Below are 14,007 nucleotides of genomic sequence, written 5' to 3' on the forward strand. Positions count from 1 at the left end.
AGCTCAGACCCGGTCGGCGGGCTTGGCGGCCTTCTTCATCAGTCCGGCCATGTATTCCTGGAATTCCCTGGACCCGGTCACGACCGCCTGCAGATCGTTGCTGGCCTGCTGGTGAGTCCGGAAACCCATGTTCTCCCAAGCCCGCAGGATGCCGGCCTTGGTGGCTTGCAGCGTGATCAGCGGCGCCTTGGCGATCTTGGCGGCCAGTTCCTCGACGGCGGTCTCAAGCTGATCCGCGGGAACGACGCGGTTCACCAAGCCGAACTCGAGCGCTTGTTCGGCGGTGATCTTCTGCGCGGTGTAGAGGTATTCGGCGGCGCGCTTGTAGTTCATGAAGACCCACGGCTCGAACATCGTTTCCGATCCGGGCAGGCCGAACCCGGGAACGAGCGGCATCTGGAACCACGCGTCATCCGAGCAGACCGTGATCTCGGGAACCAATGCCCATGTCGTGCCGCCGCCGATGGCGTAGCCGTGCACCTGTGCGATCACGGGTTTCGGGAACTCCCAGAGCTTGAGCACCGGCCACAGGAACAACTGCGCGGCCGAGCGCCAGACTTTTCCGGACGCATCGAGTTCGGCCTTGAACTCCGGATAGCTACCGTCAGGCACGTGCCCAGAGCAGAATCCCTTTCCGTTCGCCTTGATGATGACGACCTTGATCGCGTAGTCGTACTGGGCATCGTCGAGGGCCTCGTTGACGCTGTGCACCATTTGGGACGTCTGGGCGTTGGCGCGTTCCGGATTGTTGAGGATGATCCGGGCGATCGGGCCGTCCTTCTCGTAGATGACGTGATCGAGAGTGCGCGTTTCCAACGTGTCTCGTCCCTTCGACGCCACTGTTAAACAGAGATACGCGCAGTGTACCATTGTTTAGCGCCCCGTCCCGTCCGAGGAAAGGACTGTGCCGATGGTGACCGCGGATTTGCGCTGGGATCCGTTCGACCGCACGCTGCACAAAGACCCGTACGGGGTGTGGCGACGTCTGCGCGACGAGGCACCGCTCTATCACAACGAACAATACGACTTCTACGTGTTGAGCAGGTTCGCCGATGTCATGGAGGCGTCGTTGGACACCGACACGTTTTCCTCGGAGCACGGCGTGACGCTCGACGCGATCACCGACGAACCGTGGGCATCGCCGAAGGCGATGATCATGATGGATCCGCCCGACCACACAGCGATGCGAAAGATGGTGAACCGCACGTTTTTTCGCAGCAAGGTCGCCGAATTAGAGGATCGAGTGCGCACATTGTGCCGCGGATACTTGGACGGCTATGTCGGAGCCGGTGGGTTCGACTACGTGTGTGATTTCTCAATGAAGCTGCCGGTGATGGTCATTAGCTCGTTGTTGGGGTTTCCCGAGGAGGATCACGACAGCCTGAGGGAGTGGTCGGATGCACAGCTCCACCGCGAGGAGGGCAGCCCAGAGCTCGGCGAGATCGGTAAGCAGGCCAACGAGAAACTGATCGGCTACTACTACGATCAAGTCCACAAACGGCGGGCCACCCGGACTGAAGACATCGTCAGCAACCTGATGGATTCCGATCTTGTGCAGCCGGGACACAAAACCCGTCGGCTCGATGACGGCGAGGTCTTGATGTTCATCGCGCTGATCAACGTGGCGGGTAACGAGACCGTCGCCCGGCTACTCGGATGGGCCGCACTGACGTTGGCGCGGTATCCACAGGAGCGCGCAAAGCTGGTCGAGAACCCCAGCCTCATCGGCGGAGCGGTCGAGGAACTGCTGCGCTACGAGGCCCCGTCACCGGTGCAGGGTCGCTTCACCCTGCGGGATGCCACCTACCATGACGCCGTAATCCCGGCGGGATCCAAGGTCGCCCTGTTGACCGGCTCGGCCGGGCGCGACGAGCGCCAGTACCCGAACGCCGACGTTTTCGACGTGAATCGAACGGGTATCCGCCACATCAGCTTTGGCCACGGATCGCATTTCTGTCTCGGCGCCGCGCTGGCCCGCCTCGAGGCGCGGGTCGCGATCGAGGAGACCCTGGCCCGGTTCCCCACCTGGGACGTCGACGACGACGCGGTCGACTTCGTGCACACCAACTCGGTCCGCGGGCCGTCGAGCGTTCCGATCCGGACATGATCGACGGGCTTGATGCCCGCACCAAGGACTCGGTGCGCTGGCTCGTGCTCGACCGGCCCGACACCGGCAATTCGATAACGCGAGCGATGCAGCGTGACCTGATCGACAACTTGGGCAAAGCCTCGGCCGATCCGGAGATCAGAGCGGTCGTGCTGACCGCCAGTGGCACAAAGCACTTCTGCACGGGACCCAACCTGCGAGACCCCCAAATGCGCCCGAGCCCGGACAGGGCCGCCGGCGAGGCCGCCCGCATCCTGCGAACCGGGTCGCAGGCCGTCGTCGCGGCGTTGCAAGACTGCGAGAAGCCGGTCGTCTGCGGGCTCAACGGCGCGGCCGCCGGGGTAGGCGCCAGCATGGTCTTGGCCTGCGATCTCATCGTTGCCGCCGAAAGTGCCCGAATAATAGAGCTTTTCGCGCGCCGAGGACTGGCTCCTGACGGCGGTGCGGCGTACCTTCTCGCCCGCAAGGTCCCATTCAACGTGGCTAAGGAGCTGCTCTTCTTCGGCGCCGAACTTTCTGCCCCGGAGGCTCAACGGATCGGTTTAATCAACAAGGTGGTGCCAGATGCCGAGTTCGTCGCAGAGCTGACCGACTGGGCGGGGCGCCTGGCCAGCGGCCCGACCCGCGCACTGGCCGCCGCGAAGGCCATGCTCAATCATGCGCTGGATGCCGATCGGAGTACGGCGCTGAAATTCGAGGCTCTGTTGGTCGAGCAGGTGGCGAGCACCGATGACGTCGCGGAAGGCGTCGCGGCATTCATGGAAAAACGCGATCCGCACTTCCGTGGACGCTGAGACCAGCGGTTACGGAAGGCGAAAACCATTGCGTTTCATCATCACCCACCCGATGCACACGCATCCCTACAACCCCGAGCTGGTGACAGGATCTGCGATCGGCGCGGTGGCGTCGGCGGCCGAGCAGGCCGGATTCCACGGCTTCGGCTTCACCGATCATCCCGCGCCGACCCAACGGTGGCTGGAATCCGGCGGCCACGATGCGCTGGATCCCTTTGTGGCCATGGCCTACGCCGCGGCGGCCACCACGACGTTGCGGCTGATTCCCAACCTCGTCGTACTGCCCTATCGAAATCCCTTCCTGGTCGCAAAATCCGGCGCCACCCTCGATCTTTTGTCCGGTGGCCGATTTATGTTGGCGGTCGGGGTGGGCTATCTTAGGGCCGAGTTCGCCGCGCTCGGCGTGGATTTCGACCAGCGGGCCGCCCTGATGGACGAGGCGCTGCAGGTTGTCCGTGCCATTTGGACCACCGACAATGTCTCCTTCATTGGCAAGCACTTCGCCGCGCAAGGGATCACGGCGCACCCCCGTCCGGCTAGCTGCCCGCCGATCTGGGTCGGCGGTAACACGGCGGCCGCCCGGGAACGCGTCGTTCGTTACGGCGATGGGTGGTGCCCCTTCGCTGCGGCACCGCTTCTGGCTCGGGTCACCAAGACTGCGGCCATGGACGCCGGGGACAGCCTTGCCGCCGGAATCGAGGACTTGCGCCGTCGCAGCGACACCGCGGGGCGAGACCACTCGACGATCGTCATCACGTTCAACGGCTTGCGAGGCACCCCGGGGACAGCCGAATTCAACGTCGACGCCTACCTTTCCGAGCTGGAACGACTCGCGAACCTCGGTGTGAGCGCGGTGCAGCTGAGCGTGCCGGGCGACAGCCTCGCGCACGCCCTGGAAGCCATCGAACAGTTCGGTACGTCGGTCATCAGCACACACTCGGGGAGATTGAATTGACGGACATCATGCAGGCACTACGAGTCCCGGACACGATCGTGCAGCCACTGGTAAGTGCGGTCCGGCTGAACATCGGCGCTGCGATCCGAACGCGACGACGCGGGTACCGCGGCTGGGCCGGGGCGGTCAATACCGATTACGACCCGATGGATCGGGCCACCGCGGCGCAGCCGTTCGAGGCGTACCGCGCCCTGCACCGCCGCGGTGGGGTGCACTACAACCCCAAGCGCTCAACGTGGATTCTCAGCCGCCATGAAGATGTCCGCGCGGCGCTGCGCGACACCGACGCGGTCACCAGTGCAGAGGGTGTCACGCGTTTCAAGATTTCGGCGCCGGTCCTGGTGTTGTCCGACGGTGAGGAACACGCGCGGCTGCGCAAGCAGGTGCAGCCCGGATTCAGCAAGGGTGCTATGGCGAGTTGGCAGGCCATGACTGACAAACTGGCTAAGGAGTTGGTCGCCGACGTGCTGGCGAACCCCGGTTGTGACGTGGTGCAGCGGCTTACGATTCCGATGCCGGTGCGAATGATTGCTCATATCATGGGCATTCCCGACTGCGACGTCCAGCAGTTCCGGCACTGGTCCGACGCGGGCATCCACATTGTCGACTTCGAACCGACGCTGCACGGCATTGTTCGGTCTGCAAAGGCGGTGGCCTCGATCGCCGCCCTGCAACGATATTTCAAGCGACAGTTCGCCGCCGGCGGACTCAAGGGCTCGGACACCGTGCTCGGCAGGCTGCTCACGCACAACGACGATGGCGCCCTCACCGATGACCAGTTGTTCTTCATCGCGATGTTGTTGCTGATCGCGGGCAACGAGACGACGACCAACCTACTCGGCGGCATGTTCGACACACTGGCTCACAACCCCGATCAGTTCGAGCTCATTCGCGCCAACCCCGATCTCGTCGGTATGGCAGTCGAGGAACAGTTGCGGTTCTCCACACCGATCCAGAATCTGTACCGCTACACCCGTTCCGACTATCGCGTCGGCAACGTGACCATTCCCGCCGGCTCGCGGATCCTGCTGTCGTTCGCGGCCGCCAATCGAGATCCCCTGGTTTACGAGGACCCCGATGAATATCGGGCAGACCGCAACCCGCGCAGCCACCTCGCATTCGGTTACGGTGCCCACATGTGCCTCGGCGCTCCGTTGGCCCGGATGGAGGCGCAGGCGGTACTTCGCGAACTGATCACCCAGGCGGCCGCCATCGCCCCGGCAGGAGAGACGACGTGGTCGACCAACACCTCCCTGCGTGGACCGACGCATTTGCCGGTCCGCCTCACGCCGGCCTAGCTCAGACGGCGTGCCCGAAAAGCATTGGTGGCCAGATAGATCGGATAGCCAATCGACAGCGCGATGTTCAGGTTGCGGGTTCTCCGGCTGATCATCGTCAGACCCAGCGTCGTCTCAATTGCTCCATTGGCATAGACGTGCAGGCGTGTGCGCCGGCTGAATCCGAGTGCTTTGTTGAGTGGTTCGAACCGCTGTGGCCACACGAAGTGGGCCACTCCGCCGGCAGCGACGGCGAGACCCACACCGACTCTCCGGCGCGGAGATTCGTGAGTCATCAACGTGTTGCCCTCAGGCCAGGAAGGTGGTCTTGGTGTCGAGGTACCGGCGCCTTGGCGCGGCGCGCGCCGCCGGCCGCGGTCGCTGTCACTTCCTAAACGACAATACATAATGTGTACTGTTGTAAGGACCGTCAGTTGGCTTCCGGCCTGGAAGCCGTGTTCTGAGGGAGACACGATGAGCGCCGATATGGCCACGATGCTGCCGGACGGGTAGGGCGCGCCAGGTGAGTGACCTGATCGGCCGTGTCGCGCTGATCACCGGCGCCAGCGGCGGCATCGGACGTGTGTTGGCCCGCCGCTATGCGCACAGCGGCGCCAAAGTCGCATTTGTCGCCCGGCGGCCCGACGAACTGAATGTGACCGCGGCCGCGATCAGCGAAGAAGGTGGCGATGCTCTCGTCCTGGTCGGCGACATCCGCGACGAGCAGCAGTGTCGTGACGTCATTGCCGCGACGGTGTCGCAGTGGGGGCGCCTCGACGTGCTGGTCAATAACGCTGCAGTGCCCGGTGCGGACCAAGCCGTTGCCGAGGCCAGCACCGAAAACTGGAACAACGTCCTGGCGACCAACCTCGTCGCACCGATGGTGCTATCACGAGAGGCACTGTGCCAGGCGATGATTCCGGCGAAAGCGGGCAACATCCAGTTCCTCTCTTCGGCTGCCGCTCACAATGTCCAACCGCTCAAGGCTCACTACGCTGCCGCCAAACTCGGCTTGACGGCGCTCTGCCAAACCCTCGCGTTGGAGGTCGGGGCCACCGGCATCCGCGTCAACACGTTGGTGGTCGGCGCCGTAGCCGGCGAGCTGTTCGACACCTACGTCGGCCGGCGTGCACAGGCAGCGGGGGTCAGCCCGGTCGAGATACGTCGCAGGCTGGTCGGGCTCAACAAGTTGGGCCGGCTGGTGCAGCCCCACGAGGTCGCCGAGCTCTCGATCTGGTTGGCCGGAGACGCTTCTTCGGCGATCACCGGACAGGACATCCACGTCACGGGAGGCTGAGGTAATGAGTGAACCGGCTGGTCTCACGGCGCTGCTCGCGCGGGAGGAGATCCGACAGCTTCCCCTTCGGTATGCCGTCGCTATCGAGGCGCGCGACACCGACGCGATGGTCGAGCTGTTTTCGCCCCATGCCCGCTTCGGTGAGTTCGGTGATGGGCCTGACGGGCTGCGACGGCTTATGGCACAGCGCCTCCAGGACAGCGTCTTCGCAGTCATCCTTGTCGCCAATCATCTGATCGAGCTCGTGGGCGACGAGCAGGCCCGTGGTCAAGTCTGGGCGCACTGCTTCGCTCAGAACCCCGTCGACGGATTTGTCGAGCAACTCATCAAGTACGAGGACCGCTACGAGCGTTACGGCGGCCGCTGGTTGTTCCTGCATCGCAAGCATCGACTGTGGTACGGCGTCTCCCACCGTGAGTCGCCCTTGGACCAACCGGCCGCAGACTGGCCGGCCAGTCAGATCGGTGTAGGAGACATCCCGTTGTCCGACAGCTTATTTCGGGACTGGTGGGGGAGTCGTCGATGACAACGACCGCCCGATGCCTCGTCGACGGCCTCGCATTCCCGGAGAGTCCGGTCGCATATGAAGACGGTTCGGTGCTGGTCTCGGAAATGGCCGCGGGGCGCATCACCAGGGTCCGGCCGGACGGGTCGACTGAGATCGCCGCGCACACGGGCGGCGGACCCAACGGCGTCGGCCGTCTGCCGGATGGGCGCCTGGTCGTCTGTCAAAACGGTGGCTCGCGATTCGGGATCGGGCCGTGGCCGTATGACTTCGACGGCGCTGCGATGCTGTTCCGCCCGACTGGGCCCGCGCAGACGCCGGTGACCCCGCAGCTGCAACTGATTGACGCGACCGGGCGTTCCAGCACGCTCGCCACCGAATTCACCACGCGCAGCGGCCAGAAGCAGCCGCTCGTCCGCCCCAGCGACGTCTGTGTCGATGCGTACGGCGGCTTCTACGTCACCGACGGTGGAGCGGTGCACGGGCGCACCCGCAGCGTGACCGGGCTGTTGTACGGCACCGCCGACGGCGAGTTGCGCGAAGTTGTCTATCCGCTCGAAATGCCAAACGGGACCGCGGTTTCACCTGATGGAACCAAAGTTTATGTGGCCGAAACGAGGACGCGCCGGATCTGGGAATTCGAGCTCGACAGTCCTGGCAGGGTGCGGCGTGCACGCGGGCTCGCGACCGTCCCCAGTGGGGGTCCGCTCAACATCGGTGGCGCCGACGGACTGTGTGTGGACGCCGAAGGTCGAATCCTGGTGGCGACACTGGGCGCCGGTGGGGTGACCGTCTTCTCGCCCGACGGTGATCTGTTGGGGGCAATCCCCGCTGATGATCCGATGACCACCAACATGACGTTGAGCGCGGATGGCGCGGCGTTGTACATGACGCTGGCTTCGTCGGGTCGGCTGGTGGCCGTCGATGACTGGCCTGCGGAGATCAAGGACGCTAGCTCGACGTGATGGAGCTGTTGCGCCGCAAGCATTATCCGGCGCCGGCGCGTCCTAGCTCTCCTTATTGGCCATCTGCTCGGCGAGATTTTCGAGGAATGCGTTGTAGCCGACACCGCCATGGTCGGCCATGACCGCGTCGTAGTCGTAGTCCGATGGCTTTCCATCGTTGGGGCGCCATCCAGCGTCGGCCATGCGCGACTTGAAGCCTTCCTCGGGGAACGCATACCAGCGGCGCGTGTTGAGTTCCACGATTTTGTGGGCTTCTACGTCGGGCACGTTGGCGAGCATCTCTTCGGCGCGAGCACGGCTCTTGGGCCAGAATGAATCCGAATGTGGGTAGTCGCACTCCCAGGTGATGTTGTCGACGCCGATCGCGTTTCGCAGCGACATCCCCACCTCGTCCTCGATGAAGCACCCAGAGATATTGCGGTGGAACAGCTCCGACGGGGCGACGGTGGGATGGATGTTTTGGTAGTACTTGTGCTTGCGCCAGACGTAGTCGGCACGTTCGACTAGGTAGGGCATCCAACCCACGCCACCCTCGGAAAATGCGACCTTCAGATTGGGGTGTTTGTGAAATACCGGAGAGAAGATCAGCTCGGTGGCTGCTGCCATCGAGGTGGTACCCATCAGAGTCACCATTACCGCGAACGGCGCCTCCGGAGCGGTCTGCGGCGGGAATCCGCCCGAACCGAAGTGCATCACGGCAGTCAAGTTGGTCTCCTCCAGCGCCGAGAACACCGGATCCCAGTCCGCGGTGTGATAGCTCGGCAAACCCAAGTTTGTCGGGTTGTCCGGAAGCCCGATTGCCCGCGCTCCTTTGGCGGCCACCCGCTCGATCTCTGTGACCATCAGCTGGGTGTCCCACAACGGCGTGATTGCCATCGGGATGAACCGGGCCGGATCGGTGGCGCACCATTCGTCGAGCGAAAAATCGTTCCAGGCTCGCACACCCAGCAGCGCCAACTCCTTATCGTCGCCTTCGAGGAACACCGTCCCGCAGAACCGGGGGAAAGAGGGGAAGCACAACATGGCGTGTACGCCGTCGATGTCCATGTCCGCCAGTCGGGCTTTGGGGTCGTAGCAGCCCGGAATCATGTCCTTGTAGCGCACCGGATCGACGCCGAACTCCTCCGGTGACTTCCCCGCAACGGCATTCAGGCCGATATTCGGATAGGCCCGCCCCTCATACACCCATTGCTGTACCGGCTCGGCGCCCTTTTTCGGGAACTCGACGATGCGCGGACCCTGCTGCAGGTATTTCTTCGGTAGCCGGTCCGACCAGACATGCGGGGGTTCGATGAGGTGATCGTCAACGGACAACAGCTTCATCGATGGTTGCAGCGGCATCGCGCGATCCTCAACCCTTCCAGGCTATAATGGTGACAGTACAACTAAACATATTCTGCTCAACTGACTATATCGCTGGATGGGGGCCGGGCTCAACCGGCCGCTTTCCCGCAGGAGGCATCCGATGGATCCCAAGGACCGCATTCCGCACGACGACTGGGCAGACCAGGATCTGCTGACGCGCGATGAAGCGGCCGAGCGGCTCGAGGCTGAGATCGCCGACCTGGGCAAAAAGGCTGAGGCAGGCCAGGCGGACGAGATCCAGCAGCGCAGGTTGGATGCGATGAAGGAGGCGCTGGCGCGCATGCGCGAAAGCTGAGCGTCAGCCGCGCGGCAATCGCAGGACCCGCTGCGCGACGATATTGCGTTGAATCTGGGCGGTTCCGCCATAGATTCCGGCCGCGCGCGACCAGACGTAGATGTCCCATTCCAGACCCTCGGCCAGCAACGGCTCGCCGGCCCGGAGGTCCATCATGGTATGTCCGAAGACCTGGTCGGCGCGTGTCATCAAGAGCTTGTCGACGGATCCCTCCGGGCCGGGCAATTTGCCTCGCTGCCGGTCGCTCAATGAGCGTTGCACCTTGATCTGCAGCGCTCGCAACTCCACATACGCGCGCCCCAGGCGCGCGCGGGTCGACGGCGAGTCCGCCAGCCTGCCGAGACGAACGTCCTTCTCCAGGTCCCGCAGCTGTCGCGACAATCGACTGATCCAGTTGATGTCGCTCGGTCCGCGTTCATAGGCCAGCAGCTGGTTGGCGATCGACCAGCCCTCGCCCCGCCGGCCGAGCAGGTTTTGCACCGGAACCTCGACATCGTCGAAAGTGACTTCGGCGAACTCGCGGTTGCGCGCCGCGTTGACGATGGGCCGCACCTCAATCCCCGGTGAGGACATCGGTACCAGCAGCACCGAGATTCCGTCGTGTTTCGGGGCATCGGGTTCGGTGCGGCACAACAGGAAACACCAGTCCGCGACGGCGGCGAAGCTCGTCCAGATCTTGCGGCCGGTGACGCGGAACAGTAGCCTGCCGTCGACCGTGACGAGGTCTGCTTTGGTCTTCAGGCCCGCAAGGTCGGAGCCTGCCTCCGGCTCGCTGAAGCCCTGACACCAGCGGACGGCCCCGGAAAGCAGGCCGGGCAACAGGTCGGCGCGCTGCTGGTCGGTCCCGAATAACCGGAGGGCGTTGCTGAGGTGGCCGACGCCTTCGATCGGGGGCGCTCCCGCCCGGCCCAATTCGTCATTGAGGATCGCTTCGTAGATCGGTGGTAAACCATGGCCGCCGTATTCGACGGGGAAGGACAGTCCGATGTAGCCCGCTTCGTAAAGCGTTTGGTGCCAGGAGTTCTGCGCGTCTGCCCGCGCTGCGGGGTCGTCGGGAATGCTCGCCTGCGCGCTGTGTTCGCTCAGCCACTGCCGCAGCCGGGCGCGAAACTCGGCTTCGGCGGCGGTGTCGTTGAAGTCCATCGGCTACCCCAGATCCCCGTCCGCCAGCCGCATCGCGGCGATCGCGTCGTACTGTATCGACTCGTCGCCGAACAGACGCCGGTCGAGCAGCATCCGACGAACTCGTAAGTGCGCGACGTGTTCCCAGGTGATCGCGATGCCGCCGAATACCTGAACCGAGGCCTCCACAACCTCGCGTCCGGCATCGGCGGCGTAGGCCTTGGCGGTCATCGCGGCCAGCCGGGCGTCGTCGGGCGGCAGGTGATCGATAGCCCACGCCGCGTGCCAGAGACAGCTTCTGGCGCCTTCCACACGCACGAGCGCATCGGCCAGCAGGTGCTGAATCGCTTGGAATGTCCCGATCTTGATGCCGAACTGAGTGCGCTCTCCGGCATAACGCACCGCATCGTCCAAGGCGCCCTGCATCACGCCGACCAAATCGGCGGCAGCCCCGACCAAGGCGAGAGCCTCCACCCGATGCCACCGATGTGGGTCGATCGGCTCTCCGATCGGGGTTGCGAACTCGTCGAGATCACCGACCAATGTCCGCAATTCGCGTGTCAGGTCCAGGCCGGCGCCCTCGCCGGTGAGGGGGACGCAGACGAGCTGTCGTTGATCGCCGGACGTCGTGGTGAGCAGTGCATGGGTGGCGCCCGCGGTGTCGAAGGCGACCACCGGTGCGTTCGGCGTCCCGAATCCCAGGAGATCGTGCGACAGCGCCGGTGCCAGCCGCCGGGTGCCTTCGGCGACGAGCCCGAGCTCTTTCTCCGCCCCTGCCGCGTCGAGTAGTTCGGTAGCGAGGACGGCCTGGCCGAGGACGGGGACCGCGCATAGTGTCCTGGCCAATTGCTCGACGACGAGGGCGGTTTCGACACCGCTGGCGTCCAGCCCGCAAAGGGCGGGGGATCGCAGGGTGGGCACACCCAGTTCGACGACCTGACGCCAGTGATCGTCGAGCGCTTCGCCTTTCGGAATGTCACTGGGATCGGCCGTCGCCACGTTGTCGGCAAGCCGCGAAGCCGTGTCGAGCAACAGTTGCTGCTCGTCGGTGAGCCCGATGTGCATTGCTACCAGACCTACCGGCGCTCAGCCGGCCAGATCGTCGTCTCCGAGTTCGAAAATGTCGGGTGCCAAACCCACACACACCGCGTTGGACTCGCACAGATCGGGATCCACCTCCACGCGCATCCAGTTCCCCTTTCCTGACGTTACCGGTGAAGCCAACGGTGACGGCCCGGTATGCCAACCGCCGGGACGATCTGACATATTGTGAATGATAGAACGTTCAGTGTTCAATTGTCCTATCCGGGAGGCCGTACCTTGTCTCGGTTGAGTAACCGCAACGCCCTCGTCTCAGGCGGTGCGCAGGGGCTGGGCCGGGCGATCGCCCGCCGGCTGGCAGAAGAGGGCGCCCGGGTCACCGTGGTCGACCTCAACGAGGAAAAAGCGCGCGAATGCGTCGAGCTGATCACCTCGGCGGGCGGCACCGCGGAATTCGCGCGGGCCAACGTGGCCAAACGTGAGGACATCGAGGCCGCGGTGCGCATCGCGGCTGTCGACGGGCGACTCGACGTGTTGGTCAATGCCGCCCAGTACTTCGCCATGCCCAAGGCGTTCGAACTGGTCAGCGACAAGGACTGGGAACTCTCCGAAGCGACCGGGCCCAAGGCCAGTTTCCGCTTCATGCAGGCCGCGTTTCCTTACCTACGAGAGTCCGGCAAGGCGTCGGTGATCAACTTCGTGTCCGGCTCTGCGCTTGCCGGAATCGCTTACACGGCACCATATTCGGCGGCCAAAGGAGCTGTCCAGGCGTTGACCAAAGTCGCCGCCAACGAGTGGGCCCGGCATGGTATCCGCGTCAACGCGGTCTGCCCCTTCGCGCTCACCGACGTGCAGCGGGACATGATCGGCACCGAGTGGGACAACTACACCCGGACCGCGGCGGCTTCACCGATGAAGCGCGGCGCCGACCCCGACTCCGAAATCGCCCCCGCCGTCGTCTTTTTAGCCAGCGACGACGCCAATTTCATCACAGGCACCGTGCTGCACATCGACGGCGGCATGACCGAGCTGTCGACGGTGGATTACTCGGAGTCGCCCGGCGTTTTCCGATAGCAGCACCGGGCTAGATCAGCGCAACGTCATTTCCACGCTGGTGTACCCGCGCACGGTCGCGGTGAGTACGCGCTCGCGGGCGCCGATCGCGTAGTCCGGAAATTTCGTCGCGATGTAGTCGAACACCAGCTGGGCTTCCCTGCGCGCCAACCACTGTCCGAGGCAGATGTGGATGCCCCAGCCGAAGTACACATCGGTCCCGCGCGGCCGGTTGAGGACGAACCGGTCGGGATCGTCGTAGCGGCGCTCGTCTCGGTTGGCGCTGCCCAGCAGCAGCAGCACCCAGTCGCCGGCGTCCATCCTGACGCCGTGCTTTTCCACCGGGCGAGTCAAGGTGCGCGCCACCCAATGGCTGGGCGTGTCGTAACGCAATGCTTCGTTGACGGCGGCCGGAATCAGACGGCGGTCGTTGACGATCCGCTGCCACTGGTCCGGATGCTCGTGCAACGCCACCAGCCCGTTGGAGATCAACTTCTGAGTGGTTTCGGAGCCTGCCGCCGATAGCAGGTTGGCGAACATCAACACCTCGTGCGGCGACAGCGAGCGTTTTTCGCCGACCTCGGGATCGTCGAGCGTCGCCCGCAGCACGACGCTGATGAGGTCGTCGCCGGGATCGGTGCGCCGCGCTTCGATGAGGTCACCGATGTAAGCGCTGATCTTGCGGTTGGCCTCGACGGCGGCGCGCGGCATCGACGCCTCGCCCTCATGGCGGGTGAGGAATGCCTCCCACCACACGCGCAACTGCTCACGATCAGCGTGGGGCACACCCAGCAGGTCGCCGATCACGTCGGTAGGCACCGAGAACGCGAACGCCTCCATGGCGTCGATGGTGCTGCCGCGGCTCAATCGATCCAAGTGCCGGTTGACCACTGCCTGCAGCGCGTTCTCCATCGCGGCGACCGCCCTGGGGTTGAAGAAACCCTTGAGGACTCCGCGGATCCGGTCATGGCGCGGCGGATCCATCGAGATGACCGAATACTTGCGACCATCGTCGTCCGGATTCTCCGGGGCAGGCCCACGTTTGGAGGAGTAGGTCTCCCAGTCCCGAAGCGCACCCGACACGTCGTCGAACCGGGAGAGCACCCACCATCGCGCGTTCGGATCGCGATAGACCGGCGCCTCGTCGCGCAGTCTGCGATACACCGGGTACGGGTCGTCGAAGACCGCCTTCGAGAACGGCGAGTACATCAACTCGCTGGTGGCCGGCACG

Annotated in this window: 15 protein-coding genes and 1 pseudogene; 9 read left to right on the forward strand and 7 right to left on the reverse strand. The window is 64.4% G+C overall.

The features are described 5' to 3' along the window. Window positions 1-3: 3 nt before the first annotated feature. Window positions 4-816: an enoyl-CoA hydratase/isomerase family protein gene (locus AC5Y5W_RS01080; protein WP_500008661.1), complete on the reverse strand. Its 813-nt coding sequence runs from the start codon at window positions 814-816 to the stop codon at window positions 4-6. A gap of 94 nt (window positions 817-910) precedes the next feature. Between AC5Y5W_RS01080 and AC5Y5W_RS01085 the strand changes: the two genes are divergently transcribed. The 4 genes from AC5Y5W_RS01085 to AC5Y5W_RS01100 are packed head-to-tail and all read left to right on the forward strand — an operon-like array spanning window position 911 to window position 5,154. Continuing rightward, a complete protein-coding gene (locus tag AC5Y5W_RS01085) occupies window positions 911-2,107 on the forward strand; it encodes a cytochrome P450 (protein ID WP_500008662.1) in 1,197 nt (398 codons plus the stop codon). Beyond that, window positions 2,104-2,901: an enoyl-CoA hydratase/isomerase family protein gene (locus AC5Y5W_RS01090; protein WP_500008663.1), complete on the forward strand. Its 798-nt coding sequence runs from the start codon at window positions 2,104-2,106 to the stop codon at window positions 2,899-2,901. The genes AC5Y5W_RS01085 and AC5Y5W_RS01090 overlap by 4 nt, the downstream gene beginning before the upstream one ends. A 28-nt stretch (window positions 2,902-2,929) precedes the next feature. Continuing rightward, window positions 2,930-3,856, forward strand: coding sequence for an LLM class F420-dependent oxidoreductase (locus AC5Y5W_RS01095; protein ID WP_500008664.1), 927 nt, complete (start codon window positions 2,930-2,932; stop codon window positions 3,854-3,856). Window positions 3,857-3,864: 8 nt separating this feature from the next. Further along, window positions 3,865-5,154 carry a cytochrome P450 gene (locus AC5Y5W_RS01100; RefSeq protein ID WP_500008848.1) on the forward strand — a complete coding sequence of 430 codons (1,290 nt, stop codon included), beginning with the start codon at window positions 3,865-3,867 and terminating at the stop codon, window positions 5,152-5,154. Here the strand turns inward: AC5Y5W_RS01100 and AC5Y5W_RS01105 are convergent. Then, the gene (locus AC5Y5W_RS01105; RefSeq protein ID WP_500008665.1) at window positions 5,151-5,396 is read right to left on the reverse strand and encodes a hypothetical protein; all 246 of its coding nucleotides are present in this window, start codon (window positions 5,394-5,396) and stop codon (window positions 5,151-5,153) included. The two genes, AC5Y5W_RS01100 and AC5Y5W_RS01105, sit on opposite strands and share 4 nt — an antisense overlap. 260 nt (window positions 5,397-5,656) lie before the next feature. Between AC5Y5W_RS01105 and AC5Y5W_RS01110 the strand changes: the two genes are divergently transcribed. Genes AC5Y5W_RS01110 through AC5Y5W_RS01120 form a run of 3 tightly spaced genes read left to right on the forward strand, consistent with a single transcriptional unit; the run spans window position 5,657 to window position 7,900 of the window. Then, the gene (locus AC5Y5W_RS01110) at window positions 5,657-6,430 is read left to right on the forward strand and encodes an SDR family NAD(P)-dependent oxidoreductase (protein ID WP_500008666.1); all 774 of its coding nucleotides are present in this window, start codon (window positions 5,657-5,659) and stop codon (window positions 6,428-6,430) included. 4 nt (window positions 6,431-6,434) lie between these two features. Then, window positions 6,435-6,956 (forward strand): nuclear transport factor 2 family protein, encoded by a 522-nt coding sequence (locus AC5Y5W_RS01115; RefSeq protein WP_500008667.1) that lies wholly within the window; start codon window positions 6,435-6,437, stop codon window positions 6,954-6,956. Next, the gene (locus AC5Y5W_RS01120) at window positions 6,953-7,900 is read left to right on the forward strand and encodes an SMP-30/gluconolactonase/LRE family protein (protein WP_500008668.1); all 948 of its coding nucleotides are present in this window, start codon (window positions 6,953-6,955) and stop codon (window positions 7,898-7,900) included. Before AC5Y5W_RS01115 ends, AC5Y5W_RS01120 begins: the two co-directional genes overlap by 4 nt. A gap of 42 nt (window positions 7,901-7,942) precedes the next feature. On the opposite strand, the gene AC5Y5W_RS01125 is transcribed toward AC5Y5W_RS01120, so the two are convergent. Beyond that, entirely contained in the window at window positions 7,943-9,241 is a 1,299-nt protein-coding gene (locus AC5Y5W_RS01125) for an amidohydrolase family protein (protein ID WP_500008669.1), read from the reverse strand. A 124-nt stretch (window positions 9,242-9,365) separates the two neighbouring features. On the opposite strand from AC5Y5W_RS01125, the gene AC5Y5W_RS01130 reads away from it, so the two are divergent. Continuing rightward, on the forward strand, window positions 9,366-9,560 hold the full coding sequence (locus AC5Y5W_RS01130; protein ID WP_500008670.1) for a hypothetical protein: 195 nt from the start codon (window positions 9,366-9,368) through the stop codon (window positions 9,558-9,560). Between the two features lie 3 nt (window positions 9,561-9,563). Here AC5Y5W_RS01130 and AC5Y5W_RS01135 read toward each other — a convergent pair whose 3' ends face one another. The 3 genes and pseudogenes from AC5Y5W_RS01135 to AC5Y5W_RS01145 all read right to left on the reverse strand — a co-directional run. Next, a complete protein-coding gene (locus tag AC5Y5W_RS01135) occupies window positions 9,564-10,703 on the reverse strand; it encodes an acyl-CoA dehydrogenase family protein (RefSeq protein WP_500008671.1) in 1,140 nt (379 codons plus the stop codon). A 3-nt stretch (window positions 10,704-10,706) separates the two neighbouring features. Further along, on the reverse strand, window positions 10,707-11,747 hold the full coding sequence (locus AC5Y5W_RS01140) for an acyl-CoA dehydrogenase family protein (protein ID WP_500008672.1): 1,041 nt from the start codon (window positions 11,745-11,747) through the stop codon (window positions 10,707-10,709). A 33-nt stretch (window positions 11,748-11,780) separates the two neighbouring features. Further along, window positions 11,781-11,870 (reverse strand): annotated as a pseudogene (locus AC5Y5W_RS01145) (ferredoxin); the annotation flags it as partial. A 141-nt stretch (window positions 11,871-12,011) separates the two neighbouring features. On the opposite strand from AC5Y5W_RS01145, the gene AC5Y5W_RS01150 reads away from it, so the two are divergent. Beyond that, on the forward strand, window positions 12,012-12,797 hold the full coding sequence (locus tag AC5Y5W_RS01150) for an SDR family NAD(P)-dependent oxidoreductase (RefSeq protein ID WP_500008673.1): 786 nt from the start codon (window positions 12,012-12,014) through the stop codon (window positions 12,795-12,797). 15 nt (window positions 12,798-12,812) lie between these two features. Here the strand turns inward: AC5Y5W_RS01150 and AC5Y5W_RS01155 are convergent, their stop codons facing one another. Beyond that, window positions 12,813-14,006, reverse strand: coding sequence for a cytochrome P450 (locus tag AC5Y5W_RS01155; protein WP_500008674.1), 1,194 nt, complete (start codon window positions 14,004-14,006; stop codon window positions 12,813-12,815). Window position 14,007 lies beyond the last annotated feature (1 nt).

It is taken from the genome of Mycobacterium sp. NGS51 (genome assembly GCF_059812525.1).

Bases quoted from the DNA above. Each gene is read 5' to 3' on its own strand.
- AC5Y5W_RS01085 (WP_500008662.1), top strand. From the start codon at position 911: ATGGTGACCGCGGATTTGCGCTGGGATCCGTTCGACCGCACGCTGCAC.
- AC5Y5W_RS01090 (WP_500008663.1), top strand. From the start codon at position 2,104: ATGATCGACGGGCTTGATGCCCGCACCAAGGACTCGGTGCGCTGGCTC.
- AC5Y5W_RS01100 (WP_500008848.1), top strand. From the start codon at position 3,865: ATGCAGGCACTACGAGTCCCGGACACGATCGTGCAGCCACTGGTAAGT.
- AC5Y5W_RS01115 (WP_500008667.1), top strand. From the start codon at position 6,435: ATGAGTGAACCGGCTGGTCTCACGGCGCTGCTCGCGCGGGAGGAGATC.
- AC5Y5W_RS01120 (WP_500008668.1), top strand. From the start codon at position 6,953: ATGACAACGACCGCCCGATGCCTCGTCGACGGCCTCGCATTCCCGGAG.
- AC5Y5W_RS01125 (WP_500008669.1), bottom strand. From the start codon at position 9,241: ATGCCGCTGCAACCATCGATGAAGCTGTTGTCCGTTGACGATCACCTC.
- AC5Y5W_RS01130 (WP_500008670.1), top strand. From the start codon at position 9,366: ATGGATCCCAAGGACCGCATTCCGCACGACGACTGGGCAGACCAGGAT.
- AC5Y5W_RS01135 (WP_500008671.1), bottom strand. From the start codon at position 10,703: ATGGACTTCAACGACACCGCCGCCGAAGCCGAGTTTCGCGCCCGGCTG.
- AC5Y5W_RS01140 (WP_500008672.1), bottom strand. From the start codon at position 11,747: ATGCACATCGGGCTCACCGACGAGCAGCAACTGTTGCTCGACACGGCT.